The sequence below is a fragment of the Chryseobacterium indologenes genome (assembly GCF_001295265.1).
In the GTDB taxonomy this organism is placed as follows: Bacteria; Bacteroidota; Bacteroidia; order Flavobacteriales; family Weeksellaceae; genus Chryseobacterium; species Chryseobacterium indologenes_A.
On sequence record NZ_LJOD01000005.1, the window covers coordinates 75,463 to 95,171 of the forward strand.

21 protein-coding genes are annotated in these 19,709 nt (G+C 37.7%); 9 read left to right on the plus strand and 12 right to left on the minus strand.

The annotated features are described in order from the left end of the window. The first annotated feature begins 11 nt into the window (after positions 1 to 11). Genes AOB46_RS09320 through AOB46_RS09330 form a run of 3 tightly spaced genes read left to right on the plus strand, consistent with a single transcriptional unit; the run spans position 12 to position 2,394 of the window. On the plus strand, positions 12 to 656 hold the full coding sequence (locus AOB46_RS09320; RefSeq protein WP_062698618.1) for a vancomycin high temperature exclusion protein: 645 nt from the start codon (positions 12 to 14) through the stop codon (positions 654 to 656). A 31-nt stretch (positions 657 to 687) separates the two neighbouring features. Beyond that, positions 688 to 1,857 carry a hypothetical protein gene (locus tag AOB46_RS09325; RefSeq protein ID WP_062698623.1) on the plus strand — a complete coding sequence of 390 codons (1,170 nt, stop codon included), beginning with the start codon at positions 688 to 690 and terminating at the stop codon, positions 1,855 to 1,857. 6 nt (positions 1,858 to 1,863) lie between these two features. Beyond that, positions 1,864 to 2,394: a hypothetical protein gene (locus AOB46_RS09330; RefSeq protein ID WP_131724344.1), complete on the plus strand. Its 531-nt coding sequence runs from the start codon at positions 1,864 to 1,866 to the stop codon at positions 2,392 to 2,394. A gap of 111 nt (positions 2,395 to 2,505) precedes the next feature. Here AOB46_RS09330 and AOB46_RS09335 read toward each other — a convergent pair whose 3' ends face one another. Next, positions 2,506 to 3,867: a hypothetical protein gene (locus AOB46_RS09335; RefSeq protein WP_131724345.1), complete on the minus strand. Its 1,362-nt coding sequence runs from the start codon at positions 3,865 to 3,867 to the stop codon at positions 2,506 to 2,508. Between the two features lie 138 nt (positions 3,868 to 4,005). Here AOB46_RS09335 and trpS point away from each other — a divergent pair, with 138 nt between their 5' ends. Next, on the plus strand, positions 4,006 to 4,974 hold the full coding sequence (trpS, locus tag AOB46_RS09340) for a tryptophan--tRNA ligase (protein ID WP_062698628.1): 969 nt from the start codon (positions 4,006 to 4,008) through the stop codon (positions 4,972 to 4,974). Between the two features lie 76 nt (positions 4,975 to 5,050). Here the strand turns inward: trpS and AOB46_RS09345 are convergent, their stop codons facing one another. From AOB46_RS09345 to AOB46_RS09385, 9 genes are all read right to left on the minus strand, one after another. After that, on the minus strand, positions 5,051 to 6,334 hold the full coding sequence (locus AOB46_RS09345; protein WP_062698630.1) for a sensor histidine kinase: 1,284 nt from the start codon (positions 6,332 to 6,334) through the stop codon (positions 5,051 to 5,053). Next, on the minus strand, positions 6,334 to 7,005 hold the full coding sequence (locus AOB46_RS09350; RefSeq protein ID WP_062698952.1) for a response regulator transcription factor: 672 nt from the start codon (positions 7,003 to 7,005) through the stop codon (positions 6,334 to 6,336). The genes AOB46_RS09345 and AOB46_RS09350 overlap by 1 nt, the downstream gene beginning before the upstream one ends. Positions 7,006 to 7,107: 102 nt before the next feature. Then, the gene (locus AOB46_RS09355; RefSeq protein ID WP_062698632.1) at positions 7,108 to 7,383 is read right to left on the minus strand and encodes a hypothetical protein; all 276 of its coding nucleotides are present in this window, start codon (positions 7,381 to 7,383) and stop codon (positions 7,108 to 7,110) included. Further along, positions 7,355 to 7,804 carry a PepSY-like domain-containing protein gene (locus tag AOB46_RS09360; protein WP_062698634.1) on the minus strand — a complete coding sequence of 150 codons (450 nt, stop codon included), beginning with the start codon at positions 7,802 to 7,804 and terminating at the stop codon, positions 7,355 to 7,357. Before AOB46_RS09360 ends, AOB46_RS09355 begins: the two co-directional genes overlap by 29 nt. A gap of 402 nt (positions 7,805 to 8,206) precedes the next feature. Further along, positions 8,207 to 8,902 (minus strand): YjjG family noncanonical pyrimidine nucleotidase, encoded by a 696-nt coding sequence (locus AOB46_RS09365; RefSeq protein ID WP_062698636.1) that lies wholly within the window; start codon positions 8,900 to 8,902, stop codon positions 8,207 to 8,209. Positions 8,903 to 9,105: 203 nt separating this feature from the next. Next, complete coding sequence (locus AOB46_RS09370) at positions 9,106 to 9,696, minus strand: RNA polymerase sigma factor (RefSeq protein WP_062698954.1); 591 nt, start codon at positions 9,694 to 9,696, stop codon at positions 9,106 to 9,108. Between the two features lie 197 nt (positions 9,697 to 9,893). Continuing rightward, entirely contained in the window at positions 9,894 to 10,385 is a 492-nt protein-coding gene (locus tag AOB46_RS09375) for a hypothetical protein (protein ID WP_062698638.1), read from the minus strand. 86 nt (positions 10,386 to 10,471) lie between these two features. Further along, entirely contained in the window at positions 10,472 to 11,752 is a 1,281-nt protein-coding gene (metK, locus tag AOB46_RS09380) for a methionine adenosyltransferase (RefSeq protein ID WP_062698640.1), read from the minus strand. Positions 11,753 to 11,984: 232 nt separating this feature from the next. After that, positions 11,985 to 12,935, minus strand: coding sequence for a LysR substrate-binding domain-containing protein (locus tag AOB46_RS09385; RefSeq protein WP_062698641.1), 951 nt, complete (start codon positions 12,933 to 12,935; stop codon positions 11,985 to 11,987). A 132-nt stretch (positions 12,936 to 13,067) separates the two neighbouring features. Here AOB46_RS09385 and AOB46_RS09390 point away from each other — a divergent pair, with 132 nt between their 5' ends. From AOB46_RS09390 to AOB46_RS09410, 5 genes are all read left to right on the plus strand, one after another. Next, positions 13,068 to 14,555 (plus strand): catalase, encoded by a 1,488-nt coding sequence (locus tag AOB46_RS09390; protein WP_062698642.1) that lies wholly within the window; start codon positions 13,068 to 13,070, stop codon positions 14,553 to 14,555. Positions 14,556 to 14,660: 105 nt separating this feature from the next. After that, on the plus strand, positions 14,661 to 15,428 hold the full coding sequence (locus AOB46_RS09395) for an enoyl-CoA hydratase/isomerase family protein (RefSeq protein ID WP_062698643.1): 768 nt from the start codon (positions 14,661 to 14,663) through the stop codon (positions 15,426 to 15,428). Positions 15,429 to 15,472: 44 nt separating this feature from the next. Further along, positions 15,473 to 15,895 carry a deoxycytidylate deaminase gene (locus tag AOB46_RS09400; protein ID WP_062698645.1) on the plus strand — a complete coding sequence of 141 codons (423 nt, stop codon included), beginning with the start codon at positions 15,473 to 15,475 and terminating at the stop codon, positions 15,893 to 15,895. Positions 15,896 to 15,901: 6 nt separating this feature from the next. Continuing rightward, the gene (gene xerD / locus AOB46_RS09405; RefSeq protein ID WP_062698646.1) at positions 15,902 to 16,816 is read left to right on the plus strand and encodes a site-specific tyrosine recombinase XerD; all 915 of its coding nucleotides are present in this window, start codon (positions 15,902 to 15,904) and stop codon (positions 16,814 to 16,816) included. 42 nt (positions 16,817 to 16,858) lie between these two features. Next, complete coding sequence (locus AOB46_RS09410) at positions 16,859 to 17,371, plus strand: NUDIX hydrolase (protein WP_062698647.1); 513 nt, start codon at positions 16,859 to 16,861, stop codon at positions 17,369 to 17,371. A 96-nt stretch (positions 17,372 to 17,467) separates the two neighbouring features. Here AOB46_RS09410 and AOB46_RS09415 read toward each other — a convergent pair whose 3' ends face one another. Together AOB46_RS09415 and AOB46_RS09420 are read right to left on the minus strand one after the other, a co-directional pair. Further along, positions 17,468 to 17,926 carry a heme-binding domain-containing protein gene (locus AOB46_RS09415; RefSeq protein WP_062698648.1) on the minus strand — a complete coding sequence of 153 codons (459 nt, stop codon included), beginning with the start codon at positions 17,924 to 17,926 and terminating at the stop codon, positions 17,468 to 17,470. Positions 17,927 to 17,929: 3 nt separating this feature from the next. Continuing rightward, complete coding sequence (locus AOB46_RS09420; RefSeq protein ID WP_062698650.1) at positions 17,930 to 19,684, minus strand: Ig-like domain-containing protein; 1,755 nt, start codon at positions 19,682 to 19,684, stop codon at positions 17,930 to 17,932. Positions 19,685 to 19,709 lie beyond the last annotated feature (25 nt).

Below are 19,709 nucleotides of genomic sequence, written 5' to 3' on the forward strand. Positions count from 1 at the left end.
AAAAATTCCTGATGAAAAAAATACTCAAAAATATGTTTAAAATTTTCCTGCTTCTTCTTTTAGCAGGAATTATTTTTATAGCCTGGGCCAATTACAGCATCAGGCAGGAAAGCAGCGAATTTGTCACCTATACAATTTCAGATGTCCCGCCAGCAAAAACAGCTCTCCTGCTTGGTACGGGGAAAAACCTCAGCAACGGAATGCCAAATGCTTATTTCTATAACCGGATTCAGGCAGCTGCGGATCTTTACAAAAGCGGCAAAATACAAAACATTATCGTAAGCGGAGACAACAGCACTAAAGAGTATAATGAACCGGAAGACATGCAGCTTGCTTTGGTACAGAATGGTGTTCCCCAAAACAAAATATATCTGGACCACGCAGGATTTCGCACATTAGACTCCGTTATCAGGGCAAATAAAATTTTCGGACAGACCAGACTGGTCATCATTTCGCAGAAATTCCATAATGAAAGGGCTGTTTTTCTCGCCCGGAAAAACGGAATGGAGGCTTTCGGGTATAATGCCCCGGATGTGAATAAATATGCAGGTTTAAAAACCAATCTTAGGGAATATTTAGCCAAAGCAAAGGTATATTGGGATCTCATTTTTGGTGTTGAACCCAAATTTGGAGGAGACAGGATTGAAATAAAATGATTTTAGTATTTTTAAGATCTATAACCATGCTATGAGAAAATCTTATTTTGGACTTTTTATAACTTCCTTTCTGTTTCTTCTTTCCTGCGGAGGAAAAGAAAAAGACACGGGATATACCGATATGCTTATGGGAATCCCTCAGTCTTCCATTGATTCTATCCGGAAGGCGGAAGATCAAAAACCGGTATACCTGAAGAAACTTACCTTTGATATAGATTCTGCATCATCGGTAGACTTAATGCTTCCTTTAGGAAACTATCTTAAAGAATATTCTTTCTCCAGTCCCAACATCAACCTTGAGGATCCGGAAAATCCCACACAGGTAGAGGATGATTCATTACTACCGCTGGGAATCAGCATCAAGAATAATCTTTCTGATGGTGATTCCGGAGAGGTGCTTATGGTAGGAAAATCGGACAACCCGAATATTTATTCCGTTACAGACATCAAAAAATTCAATCCGGCAGAAAAGATTCTGCTGGAAGATAAAAACACCTTGATTTTCATAGATTCTTTCGGTCATAAAAAGCTGTACTACAGACAATACGATACCGCATCAAAAAGATATTACCTTTATACAGCCGAAACACCAAAATACAACGATGAAAAGCTGGAATATGCTGCATTATTTTCAGCATACAGGAAGGCTAAAAATCTGCTTGCTTTTGATAAAGAAACTCCTTCTGAAAGCCTGACCTGGGAAAAGGTAAAATCCGGACTTTCGGAAGTGGAACTTAAATCTTACGGCCGCTATTACACATCGCTTCAGAAGGAACTGAAATATTTCCTGAAAGACAATGACAGTGCCGACATCAGAAAGCCTAATTTTGACCTGTATCTTTACCGGGATCACATCCATAGCCAGAAAGGCATAGACCAGACAAAAATACTGGCCGATTCTGGTTTTTCAGGAACTTTTGATGAACTTCCGTTTGAAAACCGCTTTACTGACGGATATTTCCAGGGAAAGTACGGATATGATGATAAGTTTAAATTCATCAAAAGAATCAGTAACAGCAGTATTCTTGTGAGCGCCGAAGACGCTGACCATTATTCATACAGCAGCCCACCGGGATATTTCATCATCAGCTCAATAAAAACCGACAAAGGGCAGTTTTACCTGATCAGCATGACCAATAAAGACGGCAATGATATTATTGCCCTTATGAATGATTACTTCAGTAAACATTTAAAAATCTAAATCACCATGAAGCCAATATCCATTTTATTATTATGCTCTCTGATCATGCTTTCCTGCAATCCTGTCGGAGAGAAAATATCCGAAGAGAATCTTGTAGACCCTCAGCTCGTCAACACGGAAGACAATCTGAATATGAAAAAAGGCGATGTCCTGGTGGTGTGGGGAAAGCTGGATGCGTCTTTTGTCACCAACGGCATGGTTCCTTCTTTCAACCTGATTTATAACCTCAGCCTTGACGGGAATACAGTAAGTAATGCTATTCTTCCGATGTTTTCAGGCCCGGAAAAGAGAATTAATTCCGAGTATTCGGTACAAGAAGAAAAGGAAGAAGAGGGAGAAGACAAACAGGAATCTTCCACAGACAGCACCGGGATCAAAGGAAAATTAGTGAAAGCATCCTGGCAGTTTGAACAGGAAATCACCCGTATCCCTATTGAAAAAGACGGTAAATATACTTTTGACTATAAAATAAAAGCCAAAGACGGTGACGGAGAAAGCATGTTCAATAAGACCTCAATTATCCTAAGAAAAAATTAGCGTCAGACCCAAATAAAGCTTTAATTTTTATTAAATCACAAAAGCCACAAAAGTTTTATTTTAAACTCTTTTGATTTTTAAGTTTAAACAGGTTTAGAATATAAACATGATTTAAGCTTTTATTTTCTTGTCATTGAGCGTCTGGTAGGCAATATAATAAATCCCGTAAAAGATAATCATCGTCAGGATCAGGGTAACGGAAGCTGTATTTTTCAGAAAATCCATCACATAATCTTTAAAGATAAATTCCTGTGCGTAAATTCCGCTGTAGAAAGGATATACTTTTATAGCGGTTACAATCAGTCCTAAAACCAAAGGGAAAACCCACGTGAATCTTTTGATGTATGCTACTGTAATAAAAGCAGCAATATAAATAATACATGAGAGAATATCGTCCGTCTTTCCAGCCATAATTCCTTTTCTGAACTGAAAGAGCAGAAGCAATGCTATAACAGCAAGGTGTATTTTCTTTGCTTTATGGATATGGGCAGGAGCCAGAAATTTAATTTTATCGTCAAACCGGATCATTAAAAGCGAAATAATATTAACGGCAGGAATCCAGACTGAAGCCCCGGCAGCTCCGTAATATTTATTTTTCAGGATACTCCTTTCTTTTAAGAACTGCCCTGTAAATCTGGAGCTGATCACAAAGAATATAATCAGGACTATCGTACTGATCCATCCAAACATATTCATATTTTTTCCCAGGAAATCCAATTCCAGCTTGAATGCACTTTCAATAAGGGCAAAAAAGGCAAATATCACACAGGTAATCATGATGAAAGAAGTGGTCCAGAAATAACGGCCTGCATATTCCAGAGCATTTTTTGAAAAAGTATAAATATTTTCACCTTTCACAATACATCCCGTTAAAAATAAAAAGGCTCCAAGATAGGCTGTACTCTTAATGCTGCTGAGAAAATAATAAATTAATGTAATGATAAATTCTGTAGATTTTGAATCATAAGAAGCGGAACCTATCAGGTTTTCTATAAATCCTAAGTCTGAATGATATAACGCAAACAGACCTAAATTCAACAGAAAAAGCTTAATCATTATGTTTTTGCCATCCGGCTTCTCTTCAGCCTGGTATCTTTTGACGATCACCCATACTGTTACAAGCTGCAGAATGAGGTAGGTCCATTTTCTAAGGGTAACAGAATTGATGCTTTCTTCAAACGGGATATAATAATCTACAATGTTCCGGATATCTTCCATGAAGAAGCAGAACAATAACAGAAACGGAAGAATGATTAATACTGATTTCCACCGTTTATTCACTATAAAATACCATAAGAAAAACAACGCATTGAGCGCATATGACAAATTATCCAGTATTCCGGAGAAGGTATTGGAATGATCAGGATAAAAATACCGGGTCACAAAATCTGTAATGAGACAGATCAGAAATAAGATCCAAAGATTTTTAACAGCTTTGAAAAGCTTTAATGAAAGAAAATGGTTATTTTCCATATACATGGTGTTTTTACAAATATAATCTAAAAATCGGTTACAGTAGTCTTCAAAAGTTCCCTTACAAAAAGAATTTGCCAGCCACTACAATCTTTAGTATTTTTGTTTTTTATTTTTTTAATCAAATAATTTAAACTAATGTCAAGAATTCTTACCGGCATTCAAGCCACCGGAACTCCCCATCTTGGAAATCTTCTTGGGGCGATCATTCCTGCTATTGAACTTTCCAAGCAGGAAGGAAATGAATCATTTTTATTTATTGCGAATCTTCACACCCTTACCCAGATTAAGGATGCGCAGACGTTAAGACAAAATACCTACGAGATTGCTGCGGCTTGGCTTGCTTGTGGACTAGATACCGAAAAAACATTTTTTTACAGACAGAGTGATATCCCTGAAACCTGTGAACTATCTTGGCATTTATCATGTTTTTTCCCTTATCAAAGATTAACACTGGCTCATTCATTTAAAGATAAGGCAGATCGGCTTCAGGATGTAAATGCAGGACTGTTTACGTATCCTATTCTTATGGCCGCTGATATTTTACTGTATGATGCAGAGATCGTTCCTGTAGGAAAAGATCAGCTTCAGCATCTGGAATTTGCCAGAGATGTGGCCTCGAGGTTTAACAACCAGATGGGAGAAATCCTTGTCCTTCCTCAGTCTGAACTTCAGGAAGATACCAAATATGTTCCGGGAACAGACGGAAACAAAATGTCGAAATCCAGAGGAAATATCATCAATATCTTCCTTCCTGAAAAAGAACTGAAAAAGCAGGTCATGAGCATTGAAACGGACTCTAAATCTTTAGAAGATCCTAAAGACCCTGAAACGGATAAAGTATTTGCCATCTATGAACTGATCGCATCTCCTGAGCAGACCGAAGAGCTGAGAGCAAAATATCTTGCCGGAAACTTTGGATACGGACACGCTAAAAAGGAATTGCTGGATCTCATCCTGGTTCGCTTTGCCAAAGAAAGAGAAACTTTTGCTTATTATATGAACAATCTTGACGAGCTGGAAACAAAACTCCAGCAGGGTGCTGAAAAAACCAGACCTATCGCGATGGAAACTCTTAAAAGAGTAAGAACAAGTTTAGGATTTTAGTCCCGGACATTACATATAAAACAGGCTGCATCAGTTTTGATACAGCCTGTTTCATTTTATGGATCAGCCTCCAGCCTTAGCCCTTATTTTTAATCAGGATAAAGCTGTGCATCCCGTCTTCATACCGGTACATAATCTCCCAGCCCGGATATTGTCTGATGATCGTCCTGATAATAGACAGCCCAAGCCCTGTAGAGCTGTGATCTGCCCCCTGCTTATAAAAACGGGTAAAAATTCTTGAAGAATCCAGAGGCTCAGAAGCACCGCTATTTCGGAAGATCAGCCTGCTGTCTTCTATGATAATATTTATCACTCCATTCTGATTATTATATTTTACAGCATTTTTAAGCAGATTCGAAAGCAGAATATCAGCAAGATCAGGGTTAAAATCAGCAATAAAATCCCCTTTCTCTTCCAGATCTACCTTAATTTTTTTAAACCCAATAAAATCTTCATAACTGTTTATCAGATCAGAAATTTTTTCATTGAAATTCAGTTTTAAGGTTTGGTTAAACTGGCTGTTTTCAATTTTAGAAAGCATCAGAAGAGACTTATTCAGGCCTACCATTCTCCGAAGATCCCCTTTTACTTCGGTAAGCAGATGAAGACTGTTTTTGTCGAGATTTTCATTCCGGACTGCCAGATCAATTTTATTGATTACAATAGCTAAAGGGGTCTGAAGCTCATGTGATGCATTTTCAATGAATTGTTTCTGCTGCTGAAAAACCAGCTCATTCCGCTCAATCATTTCATTAATTTCAACATTCAGCTCTTCAAATTCCGTTATTGAATAATCCTGAGGTTTCTCAACAGAAGATATCCCGAACTGATATTTCTTAAGCTTATCCAGAATGGCATAAAAAGGACGCATTGCTTTATTGAGAAGGTATCCGTTAACGGCCACAATGCTGATGACAAGCAGAATATACAGTACAATTAAAGCCGTTGTAAGATCATACACCAGCTCGTCCTGTTCTACAGTAGATGTCCGGATTTCCAAGCGCTGGCGTTTTCCGAACTGATCGATAAAATCTGTTTCAAGAAGCCTGTAAGGCTGGTCCTTGTCATCATACTCCATGTAAAACATCTTATTGTACAGCCTGTTCTTCTCCTTATATTCCGATTCTGAAATAGGTTTGATCTTAAATTCATTAAATCCGAAATCTTTGCTGTCCAGCAGCTTAGGATCGTGATAAACAGCCTTGATGATCTGTATTTTCCGGTCTTTAAGGCCATCATCCACATTATCATAGACTTCATCCAGGATATAGGCATAGAAAAGCCCTGCCCACACTGCAATAATCAGCAGAAGGATAACGATCAGGTATTTTATGGTGTAATATTTTAATGAAACTTTCATCAGACGAATTTATATCCTATTCCGTAAACAGCCTGGAAATCGGCTTCTGCATTGAGTGTTTTTAATTTTTTGCGGAGATTTTTAATCTGAGAATAAATAAAATCCAGGCTGTCGGCCTGATCAATATAATCTCCCCAGATCGCTTCAGCCAGAGTAGTTTTCTGAAGCGTTTTTTCCGGCTGAATCACAAAATAATACAGCAGGTCATACTCTTTCCTGTTCAGGGCCAGCTCCTCACCGCTCACTTTTACAATTCTGTTTTCCGGATCAATACTAATATTCTTATATACAATTGTATTTTCTCCATCCTGATTTTTTCTTCGGATTACAGACCGGATTCTTGCCATCAACTCTGCAAGATGGAAAGGTTTAGCCAGGTAATCATCTGCCCCTATTTCAAGCCCGGCCACTTTATCATCTACAGAATCTTTAGCTGATAAAATGATCACAGGATCTTTCTTATGCATTTTTTTAATCTCCTTCAGCAGTTCAATACCATTTCCGTCCGGGAGCATAATATCCAGAAGAATACAGTCATATTCATAGGAAATGATTTTTTCAAGCCCTGAATTGTAGTCCCCGGCATACTCCACAATAAAATGTTCGGCTTCCAAAAAGCTTTGTACTGTCTCCCTCAGTTCCGGCTCGTCTTCAATAATTAAAATCTTCATACTTCGGTAATTTATCTGCAGCCAACAGCAGTTCATTATTAAACTCTATCAAATATATAAAATTATAACCTCCCGGTACGGAGGCTATAATTGATCTTTCATTTAAAAACAGGTTTTTATGTGTCGCCCGTCTGCATCAAAAGTGAGGCAGATACCGTTCATCAGGCTTATTTTATAAGCATTGAATTTTTTCTCAACAGAATCTACAATGCTGCATGGATAATGCTTTGTTAAAAAAGACAAAATCATTTTTCTTATTCTTCCGGAAGAAGTGCTTTCTCCGCTTCCGCTGATTATATTCCAGTTTACCATAATATTCAGATTTAAAGTGTTCGTGGGTATCTTCATTTTAGTCATCAATTCTTCTGAAATTTCCATTTCTGTCGAATTCCAGATCCAGACCGTTGGAAAGCTCGGCTTTGTAAGACCATCTTTCCTTCTCAATTTTCACGATATAGGTATTCGGGAAATTTTTAGAAGCATAATTTCTGATGGAAACGGGGATAAATCCGTATGGCAGTTTCTGATGTTTTCCGTCTACCTCTTTCCAGTTTCCGCTGCTGTCAAATTCCACTTTCATGCCGTTAGCCAGATACACCTTGTATTCATCAACTCCGTAAATTGCTCTGTCTTCAATGGCTGAACCAACAGCAACTCCTTTGAAGTTGGAAGCAAGAAAATTCTTTGCCGTTTTAGGAAGCTGATTGGCGTTTATGGCTCTGTCCTGTGCAAACGTAAAGCCGCCTACCATCATAAATATTAGCATGAATGCTCCGGTAATTTTTCTGAAATCTTTCATAATTCTATATTTTTTTTGTTGTTATTCTGAAGCAAAGTTCAGAATCAATTTAGGAAAGAATTAGGAAACGAAGAATAAAGATATTGGTTATGATTAATACATTTCTTTCACGCAAAGCTGATGATTGACATTGTTGATTTCAGGAAACACGAATGAGAATCAACTCTGTTGATTCGATGAAGCGGGCAAATTAACCGGTTAAAAATTACTGATCCATGAGGGAATCGTTGGCTCGCAGACGGTCAGACAGTACAGATCTTTTACTTACGGCATATGCGTATTCTGCTTTATGGCTTTATAGTTTTCGGAACCTATACCATTTATTTTTAGCGCGGACCTCTGCTGATCTTTAAGAATATTTTATCCTCCATTGAACAGCAGATGCTTTCATATTAAAACTTATTACAGATATTCTTTAATCTGTTGAAGATGGGTAATGGCTTTCAATCCATCCTTCCGTTTATCTTCCTTATAAACATCAAAGAAGATGACTTCCATGCCAAAATCTGTTGCTCCCATAGCATCGGCAATCCAGTCATCACCAATCAGGATGCTCTCTTCTTTCTTTGCTTCAGAAAGGCCCAAAGAATATTCAAAAATCCTGGGATCAGGTTTTCTTACACCTATTGCGTCTGCACTGGTAATCGTCTTGAAGTAAGGCGCAATTCCGGATAGAGTACACTTTCTTTCCGTTACTTCCTGAAAACCGTTGGAAATAATGTGGAGGGTGTAGTTTTTAGCTTTTAAATATTCCAAAACATCTTCAGCTCCTTCCACCAATTCATTATACCCTACGATATTGTCGAGAAAGTTTTCTTCAAAATAAAGGGCAAGTTCTTTATCCTCTACTCCAAAATGCTGAAAAGTATCATAAAAGCGGTGTTCTCTCAGATATTCTTTACCAATAATTCCGTCTCTGATCTTTTCCCAGAGATCTTCATTGATGTCATGGTATACAGAATGAAACTCTTCAAAATCAATATTATATTTTGAAGTAATTTCCTGTTTTTCAAAAAGCTCTTTAATGGTCAGATAAGCATTTCTGCGGTGATCCCAAAGTGTATTGTCGAGATCAAAAAAAACGTGCTGCATTTTCATACAGCACAAAGTTAGTCATTTTAATTTTTCAAAATAGGATAACTTTTGCTCTTGCTTTTTACAATGTCAATGCTTTTGGAAAAACTGAGCAAAAAATCAATTGTTTGTTTCTTAGGTTTCAAAGTTTTCACTTTTAAGGAATCATTTTTTTTCATAGGCGAAGAATGTTTTCCTTTAAACGTGAAATTTTTAAAAATATTATCCTATCGTGTCAATACAATATTATTTTCATCCATGATTTTTCTCAGGTTAATCAGTGCATACCGCACTCTGCCCAGGGTGGTATTGATACTCATATTGGTATGATCAGCGATTTCTTTGAAGCTTAATCCGTCAAAAAATCTTAATTTAATGACTTCCTGCTGATTCTGCGGCAGAAACTGAAGCATCTTCAGCAAATCTTCCTGAATCTGGAGGGTAACCAAATGATCTTCAATATTTTCTGAAGGTTCTCTGATCAGATCAAAAATAGAATACTCATCCGTTTCAAAAGTAGTTTCTGAAACTTTGACGTTTTTTGCTTTCACTCTGAAATGATCAATAATAAGGTTGTGTGCGATCCGCTTTGCCCAAAGAATGAATTTTCCTTCTTCGTTATAGCGTCCTTCCTTCAACATCACGATAATCTTCATGAATGTGTCCTGAAAGACATCATTGGCCAGATCTTCATCATTAATTTTGTAAAAAATGAATGTAAACAGTTCTCTCTGATGACGATGAATAAGGGTTGATAAGGCCTCCTCGTCTCCTTTCTGGTAAAGGGAAATTAGTAAGCTGTCCGATTTTGATTTCATAACTCTTCTCAATAATAAAATATTTGCAGACCAGCAATTCTCCAGATATTTCATCTGGCACTAGCCGTAAATACAAAACAGTTTTTTAGAGTAAAGTAAAATCAATAGGCGGTACAATTATTATATGGTGTAAATATAATAATTTTTTAATAACTGTTAACCTATTATTAAATTTTTACAAAAGAATTTAAAAAAAATCATTTAAACATGTCGTGAATAAAGACAGTAGGGACATTTAATGTAAAATTAATATTTAGCCCTTTCATCTCTTTTCCGTTTAACCGGGTATCCCCGATCGGAAAAGCATATCCTCCGGTAAGGTCCAGCATCCCGAAAAGCGTAACACCTACCTTCGGTGCAACGTATTTATTGGTTCCTTCTGCTCCTATCAGAAAATAATAAGAATGATAAAAGTCTACGTTTTTTTCGAAATTAAGAAGAACATCAGCCTGAAGCTTCGGCATTATGGCAAATTTTGAATGCGTGGAGCCCATCATCGCAGATGCCCCCAGCCTGTAAATTACATCATCATTCTTCAGGAAAAGCAGTTTCCCGCCCACTTCTCCAAAACTCTGATTCTGATACGTATATCCTACGCTCACCATTTTATGCATGGTGTATTGCGCTTTAGCTGCTATGCTCAGGAAAAATAGTGAAAATAAGGTAACTGCCGCTCTAAAACTCATCATCTTTAATTTATTTTAAGGTGTAAAATTAAAAAAAACTGCCTTATCCGAAGATAAAGCAGCCTATTTATTCTATACTGAAGAGAAAATTAAATTCCGAAAGCGGCTTTAATCTCATCTACTTTGTCTAATTTTTCCCATGTAAAGAACTCAAGATCTTTCAGGGTAATTTCATTTTTCTGGCCTTTGTTGAACGTTTTGTCCGCTACATAATGTTCTTTACCCATATGTCCGTAAGAAGCCGTTTCCTGATAGATCGGGTTTCTTAATTTCAGGTGCTGCTCAATAGCATAAGGTCTTAAATCGAAAATAGAAGATACTTTTTTAGCAATCTCACCATCATGAAGATCTACTTTTGCAGTTCCATACGTGTTGATATATAAACCACAAGGTTCAGCTACACCAATCGCATAAGAAACCTGTACAAGAACTTCATCAGCAATGCCTGCTGCCACAAGGTTTTTAGCAATATGCCTTGTAGCGTACGCTGCGCTTCTATCTACTTTTGAAGGATCTTTTCCGGAGAACGCTCCACCACCGTGAGCTCCTTTTCCTCCGTACGTATCAACAATAATCTTTCTTCCTGTAAGACCTGTATCTCCATGAGGACCTCCGATTACAAATTTACCGGTAGGATTGATATGATATTTAATCCCGTCGTTGAATAAAGCTTTGATATCCTCCGGCTGCTGTGCCACCACTCTTGGAATAAGAATATTCTTGATGTCTTCACGAATTTTGTTCAGCATTTCTTCTTCTGTTCCGAAATCATCATGCTGGGTAGATACTACGATAGAATCAATTCTTACCGGCTTATGGTCATCAGAATATTCAATCGTTACCTGGCTTTTTGCATCGGGTCTCAGATAAGCAATTTCTTTACCTTCTCTTCTTACCGCAGAAAGCTCTTTAAGAATGGTATGGGCAAGATCCAGTGCAAGAGGCATATAATTAGCCGTCTCATTGGTGGCATATCCGAACATCATTCCCTGATCGCCAGCTCCCTGTGCGTTAGCTTTTGCTTCGAAAGACTCATCATTTACGGCCCGGTCAACCCCCTGGTTGATATCCGGAGACTGTTCGTGAATGGCAGAAATTACCCCGCACGAATCTCCGTTAAACATATATTCTCCTTTGGTATACCCTATTCCGTTGATCACATCTCTTGCAATGGTCTGTACATCAAGATAGGCATCAGATTTTACTTCTCCGGCTAAAACAACCTGTCCCGTAGTTACCAATGTTTCACAGGCCACCTTAGAGTTTTTGTCATAAGCCAGAAAATGATCGATTAATGCATCGGAGATCTGATCGGCGATTTTATCCGGATGTCCTTCTGAAACTGATTCAGATGTAAATAAATAAGACATATTATTCTTTGTTTTTTTAGATTAAAAATAGAGGAAGAAAATTAAGAATAAATTGCCCGGAAAAAGAAATACTGTTTTAGCATTTTTTTATAGAGGTTGCAATCAGGTCAAATTTTTCCTCGTTCATAAACGTCTGCAAATTTAAGTACTATTTTCTTAATACTCAAAAATTTTGTTTACTAATTATATTTTTCTTGAAATTACTGACTTATATCATTTTAAGTCTCAGCCACTATTGCGGCTTGATGCTCACAAATTCCTTAGGGCTTTCATGATAATTCAACTTTAGCTCCAGTGAATTTTTAATGGAGTGTGAGAGTTCATCAATGATTTTCTGCTTGAAAGTAGGCTTATAATAAATAATACTGATTTCTCTATATGGGAATGGCTTTTTGAATCGGAAAACATTTTTCTTCTGTTCTTCAGAGAGCTGGCTCAATGCCAATTCAGGCAGGATGCTGATTCCGCCTACCTTGTCTACCATATGAACAAGAGTCTGGATGTTGGAAGCCAGGAAATCTAAATTCTTCGGCTTCAATGTATTTTCTTTCAGATGGCAGATATTTTCAAACTGGTTTCTCAGGCAGTTTCCTTCTTCCAGAAGCCATACTTTTTCTACATTCAGTTCTTCAGGAATAATGTAAGAATTCTTCTTATTAGCTTCTGTATTAGAGCTGTAGATCATCAGTTCCTCATTGAACAGGAAGTCCTGATAAAACTCATCAGCCGTATCATAAGGAGTCGAGATAATTCCCGCATCCAGTTCTCCGGCTTTAAGAGCTTTAATAATATTGTCCGTAGTCATTTCTTTTACATTCATCTGAATTTTCGGATTCTGTTCCAGAAACTTGAAGATTTCAGTTGGGAGAATGAATGAAGAAACAGTTGGAATTATTCCTAAATTGATGGTTCCTCCCAGAATATTATTTAAAAGATTAGCCTTATTTTTCAGTTCATTGACAGATTCTATTATTACCTTTGCCTGATCAATGATCTGAAGCCCTACGTCAGTGGTACGAATCGGGTGGGTGGTCCTGTCGAAAACTTTCACATCCAGTTCATCCTCAAACTTTTGTATCATTGCACTTAGTGTAGGCTGCGTAATAAAGCAAGCCTGGGCTGCTTTACCAAAATGTTTATACTTATCTACTGCGATAAGATACTCCAATTGCTGAATGTTCATCTGATTAATATTATCTATTACAAAGATATGATGTTTTTGCTATCAGCAATCAAAAATTCAAGTAAATTTGATATTTAATACGTCTGTATATGACAGCATACAAAGGAAAACAATCATACAAATCATAACTATATGGATTCTAAAAAATTAACGCTAAGCAATGGCGCTCCTTATTTTGAACATCAGGATTCTCAGACGGTAGGTCCAAGAGGACCTGTACTCCTTCAGGATTTTATCCTTCAGGAAAATCTTGCGCATTTCGTTAGGGAAAGAATCCCTGAAAGAATTGTACATGCCAAAGGAAGCGGGGCCTACGGAACTTTCACCGTAACACACGATATCAGCCAGTACACCAGAGCGAAATTATTTTCAAAAGTAGGAAACTCATGCAGAATGTTCGCTCGTTTTTCTACGGTTGGAGGTGAAAAAGGAAGTGCAGATACAGCAAGAGATCCAAGAGGATTTGCATTAAAATTCTATACTGAAGACGGAAACTGGGATCTTGTCGGAAATAATACCCCGGTCTTCTTTATTAAGGATGCTAAAAAGTTTCCTGACTTTATCCATACTCAGAAAAGAGTTCCTAAAACCAATCTTAAAAGCGCCACAATGATGTGGGATTTCTGGAGCCTTAACCCTGAATCCCTGCACCAGGTCCTTATTTTAATGTCTGACAGAGGAACACCTTATGGCTACAGGCATATGCATGGATTCGGATCACATACTTTTTCGATGATCAACAGTCAGAATGAAAGAGTATGGGTAAAATTCCATTTTAAAACAAAACAGGGCATCAAAAATTTTACGGATGCTGAAGCTGTAAAGATGGCAGGTGAAAATCCTGACTTTGCACAGGAAGATCTTTGCAATGCTATTGAAAACGGAGATTTTCCAAAATGGACTTTATACATTCAGGTAATGACCGAAGAACAGGCTAAAGATTTCAGATGGAATCCTTTCGACGTTACCAAGGTATGGTCACATGATGATTTTCCTTTAATTGAAGTCGGAGAAATGGAGCTGAATGAGGTTCCCGTTAATTATTTTGCCCATGTGGAACAATCTACCTTTTCACCAAGCAGCCTGATAGACGGAATCAGTTTTTCACCGGACAAAATGCTTCAGGGAAGATTATTCTCTTATCCCGATGCCCACAGATACAGAGTGGGAGTAAATGCTCACCAGCTGGAGGTAAACCGCTGTCCTTTTGCGGTAAACAATTACCAGAGGGATGGGTTTATGGCAGACTCCAGCCATTATCAGGACAAGCCCAATTATCATCCTAACAGCTTTGACGATATTAAACCGGACCCGGCCTACAAAAATTATGAATATGAGCTGGACAGTGCCCATGTAGCTTATTATAACCGGAATGAGAACGATGATGATCATTATACCCAGCCCGGACTTCTGTATACCAAAGCAATGAATGCTGAAGACAGAGAACACCTGATCAGCAACATCGTAGGTAGTATGAAAGGAATAAGCGGACCTAAGAGAGATGAAATTATCAACCGCCAGCTATGTCACTTTTTCAGGACAAATATTGAGCTTGGCATGAAAGTGGCTTCACAGCTAAACATCAATATTGATGCAAATATGATGAACCACTCAAAATAAGTATTTTGAAAGATAAATCAATTAAAAGGAAAAAAAACTAACATTTTTTCCTTTTTTTTGTAAAAAATTCATAATTTGCACAAAATAATATTTCAAAGTGGAAAAATGAGTTACGATAATATATTATTAAAAAAAGAGGACAAATTAGCTGTTATTACCATCAACAGACCTGAAAGTTTAAATGCTTTAAATGCAAAAACGATTCAGGAAATCAGTTCAGCAATGGACGAACTTAACGCAGATAATTCCTGTAGAGTTATTATTCTAACAGGAAGCGGAGAGAAATCATTTGTTGCCGGAGCTGACATCAAAGAATTCAGTGATTTTGGACAGGAAAAAGCCGAGGAACTGGCCAGGAATGGGCAAAATACCCTGTTCAACAAGATTGAAAATATGTCTAAACCCGTAATTGCAGCTGTTAACGGCTTCGCATTAGGAGGAGGTTTAGAGCTTGCTATGGCGTGCCATATCAGATATGCATCGGAAAATGCCAGACTAGGGCTTCCGGAAGTAACTTTAGGATTAATTCCGGGTTATGGAGGAACTCAAAGGCTTCCTAAGCTTGTAGGAAAAGGTATTGCCAACGAAATGATCTTCTCAGCCAAAATGATCCCTGCCCAGAAAGCAAAAGAGATCGGACTGGTAAACGAAGTATACCCTATTGAAGAATTATTAACCAAAACAAAAGAATTAGCAGGAATCATTGCCAACAACTCACCAATGGCAATATCCAAGGCCATTCAGGCCGTAAACTTATCTGACACGGATAGAGGTTTTGAAACAGAGATTCAATCTTTCGGAGAACTTTTTGACATGGCAGATAAAAAAGAAGGGGTTACCGCTTTCCTTGAAAAAAGAAAGCCTAGCTTCTAAAGATTTTTAATCCAAATTATTTCGAAAAAAACTAATGCTGCGGTATGAATAAGTTTGACAAAGCTTATCTAAAAATGGCTCAGGAATGGGCAAAACTTTCCTACTGTAAGAGAAAACAGGTAGGGGCTCTTATCGTAAAAGATAGGATGATTATTTCAGATGGTTACAACGGTACTCCTTCGGGGTTCGAAAACTGCTGTGAAGATGAAGAGGGAAAAACACACTGGTATGTACTTCATGCGGAAGCCAATGCCATATTAAAACTGGCAGCTTCCACTCAGTCTGCTCATGGTGCAACGTTATATTTAACACTTTCGCCATGTAAAGAATGCAGCAAACTGATTCTGCAGGCAGGAATTACAAGACTGGTGTATATTAATGAATATTCGGATGACGACGGAATATCGTTCTTAAGAAACCATAACATTGAAATAGAACAAATATCGGACTGTGAACTAAAAAAATAAGCACAAATGACTTGGGATGAAAAGATCAAAGATTTTGAAATATTTCTTCGTTTCGAAAGAAATTTTTCAGAAAACACTCTCGACGCCTATATTCGAGACATCAAAAAATTAAAAGATTACGCCGTAGAGGATCTGGCAAATGTCGGTCCGGACTCTATCGGATATGAAAATTTACAGGAGTATATTTTCAATCTTTCCAAACAAAAATTCAGTGAAAGGTCTCAGGCCAGATGGATTTCTTCTATAAAGGCTTTCTTTAAGTTTTTGCTTGAAGACGAGTTCAGAAAAGACAATCCTGCGGCACTGCTTGAAGGTCCTAAACTGGGATTGTATTTACCCGATACCCTAAGTCTGCAGGACATCAATAGGATCATTGCAGCCATTGAAGTAAATACAGAACTTGGAAAGAGAAATCACTGCATCATAGAAGTACTTTATGGCTGCGGGCTCCGTGTTTCTGAACTCATCGATCTTAAAATATCGAATATCAACTTCAAAGAACAGTATATCAAGGTAAACGGAAAGGGTAATAAAACCCGTTTTGTTCCTTTAGCTGATTATACTGCCGAACTTCTGGAGACCTATATTAAAGAGGTCCGTTCAAAAAGCAAGATCAATAAAAAGTATGAAGACACGCTGTTTCTGAACAGCCGCGGAACGTCTATGTCCAGGGTAATCGTATTTCTGATTATTAAGGAACTTACAGATAAGGCCGGGGTAAGCAAGAAAATATCTCCGCATACCTTCAGACATTCTTTTGCAACGCACCTTCTTCAGAACGGAGCAGACCTTCGTTATATTCAGGAAATGCTTGGACACTCCAGCATTACCACTACGGAGATTTATACTCATCTGAAAACGGAAGAGCTGCGGGATGTTATCCTTAGCTATCATCCGAGAAATATTAATATTGCTCAATGAAATGAAGTTCCATCTGCTCTTTGAAAAAACAATTATAAACAGATGAAATTATTGAAATACTGCCCAAGCTGCGGCAGAGAATCTCTGCATTGGGACGGCGAAAAGAAATGGAGCTGCCCCGAGTGTAATTTTACCCTCTATAACAATGTTGCAGGTGCTGTAGCCGTTGTTATCCGATGTGGAGACGAGGTTTATCTTACCCGGAGAAACAGAGATCCCAAAAAAGGAAAACTCGACCTTGCCGGAGGTTTTGTAGACCCAAAAGAAAGTGCAGAAGAAACCTGCCGGAGAGAACTTTTTGAAGAACTGCAGCTTGATGTGGATATTTCAAATTTAAAGTATATCACCAGCCTTCCTAACGTATATCAGTATAAGGAAATTGATTATAATACCATTGATCTCTTTTATGAATATAATGTTGCTGAGAAGTTTGAGGTTAACCTGGAACTGTCAGAAATATCAGAAGCGGTATGGATTCAATTGAACCAACTGAACCTTGATGATATTGCTTTTGATTCTCAGAAAAGATTTTTTGAAGATTATTTAAAGAAGTAATTTTATACTATATTCCCCTCAGATTTTCTGAGGGGATTTTATTATAGGCAATGTGGTCAAAAAATAGTTGGTATTTTTTAGAAAAACGAATGACAATCAATAGGTTTTTGATTTCAGCATTTCCTCAAAATAGCTGATCAGCAGCGTTCTTTCCGCTTCTGAAAGATTAGCTTCTTTGTGATAAACAATATAGCCAGGCATCGGCATTGTTTTACCCTGAATAGTCTGAATGGATTTATTCAGCATATTTTCTTTCAGGTCTTTATTATAAGTGCCCCAGACAGAAAAATTAAGATGTTCCCGGCCTTCGTTGATATGGCTTTTTACCGACCATGAAACCGGAGCAATGTATGCATATTTAGGATAAACCGTTTCATTGGAATGACAGTCGTAACAGGCTCCTTTTATCAAACTCCTGACGTTTTCCGGGGTCTTTCTGGCGTCTACAAAATTCACCGCAGAATCTACAGGCCTGTTTACTTTATCTACCGGAATAAACTGGATCATGGCAAAAACAACCAAAGCCCACAAAATGACTTTCTTTACCGTCTTCATTGCTTATTTTACAGGGGTAAGTACCGCTGTTTCAGATTTAAGTTCTTTATTTACTTCCTTCTGTACAGTTTCTTTAGGAGTTTCTGCTGAAGAAGGCATGGCATTCTGTACAGGTGCAGTACCTTTAGGGTTATCCAGGGTTCTTGTATCTTTCAGGTCCCAGTCTTCCTTGGTTTCCCATAATGCTCTTACAACTGCTTTTTTGTAGAAAATATAAGAGTCTTCGGCAAAAGTTTCCGTAGTAAAATCGGCTTCATCCCAATATTTATTGCCATTATTATCTACCAGTATTCTTACAATATACTCATCGGGCTTCAGAATATCGAATTTGATTTTATTTCCCTTCGTATATTTTGAATAAATGACCTTTTCCGAGGAATCCAGAAGCTGGATCCAGTAGCTGGCTTCCGGTGCATTAATAAGAGTAAATTCAAGGCTTCCGAAATCTTCAACCTTGCCCACTTCAAAATCGAAGCCTTTAGACTGTGTATTTTTAGCATAGAAAGACGAAACCGTCTCTTTCGGAATGATCAGCTGGTATTTTTTTCCGCTCACGAAATCTGACTTAATATGAATTTCATAAGGATTGGTTTCAGATATTTTTGCAGTGAATTCCTGTGTTGTAAGACTATCTTTTTTCAGAGTCCATTTTTCAGGGCTGATCTTATCAATAATATAAGCAGATCTGACGATAAAATCTGAATTCGGAGCCAGGGAAGCCCCTCCGTTTTCAAGGTCCATCACATTCTTTTTATTGTATTTATAAAATATGGAAACCGTATCCTGCTTAACCCCTGTATCATAGCTAAATTTAAGGTTATCTGTTGCCGTCTGTCCTAACCCATTCTTCTCAGCATCAAACCAGATTCTGACAGAATCAGACTTGGGACGATGTGTTACTTTAATATCCTTAAGCTTTTCATTAACGGACAGAACTTTTACCTCATCAGGATTGCCGCTAAAAGTCATTAGGATTCCTCCCGGACTTTCTTTCATTTCCTGATATTTCAGGGGCTTTTTGGATGGATAGATTTTCATATTGAGGCCTGAAATGGATTTCTCAATATCAATAGGGTCTTTCTGAAATCCTATCTTCTCTTTTCCGGGATCGTAAACAGAATTCCCGTTTTCATCATCGAAAGCAATGATTTTATACTTTCCCGGCGAAAGATAGTTGAGCTCATAATATCCATCGTCATCAACTTTTGTAATGTAATAAGGTTTCTGCCTGTAGTTGATGGTATCTTTTACCTGATACAGTCCTACTACCAGTTTATTTTCATTTGTTTCCGTCTTCTTTTTTATTGCTGTAGCATCCGTTATCTCCCCGCTCACATACAGGTCATCCAGTTTCTCACCTGTAGAGAATGCAAAGTTGAAATAACGAAGGATATTGGCCTCATTATTATCCGTAATAGAGTTCCCGAAATTGAAGTTATACGTTGTATTAGCCTGCAAAGTATCTTCCCATTGGATCAATATAAACCTGTTCGCAATATTGGAAGGAAGAATCCGCTTAATATTTTTGATTGGCGGAGAAATAATCAGATTTTTATTGATGTCCTTAAGGTTTATATACTCGTCAAAGTCCAGCCGAAGTTCCCGGATATCTCTTTTTACATTAACTCTGGTTGTATCAATATTTGAGCTTAAAAACTTAGGAGCCAGGGTATCTTTCGGACCTCCAACCGGGGATCCAACTCTTGCACAGGAGAATGCAAGGATACAGATAACGAATAAAAAAAGAAGTCTTTTCATGAATATATTTAAGCAAAATTAAACA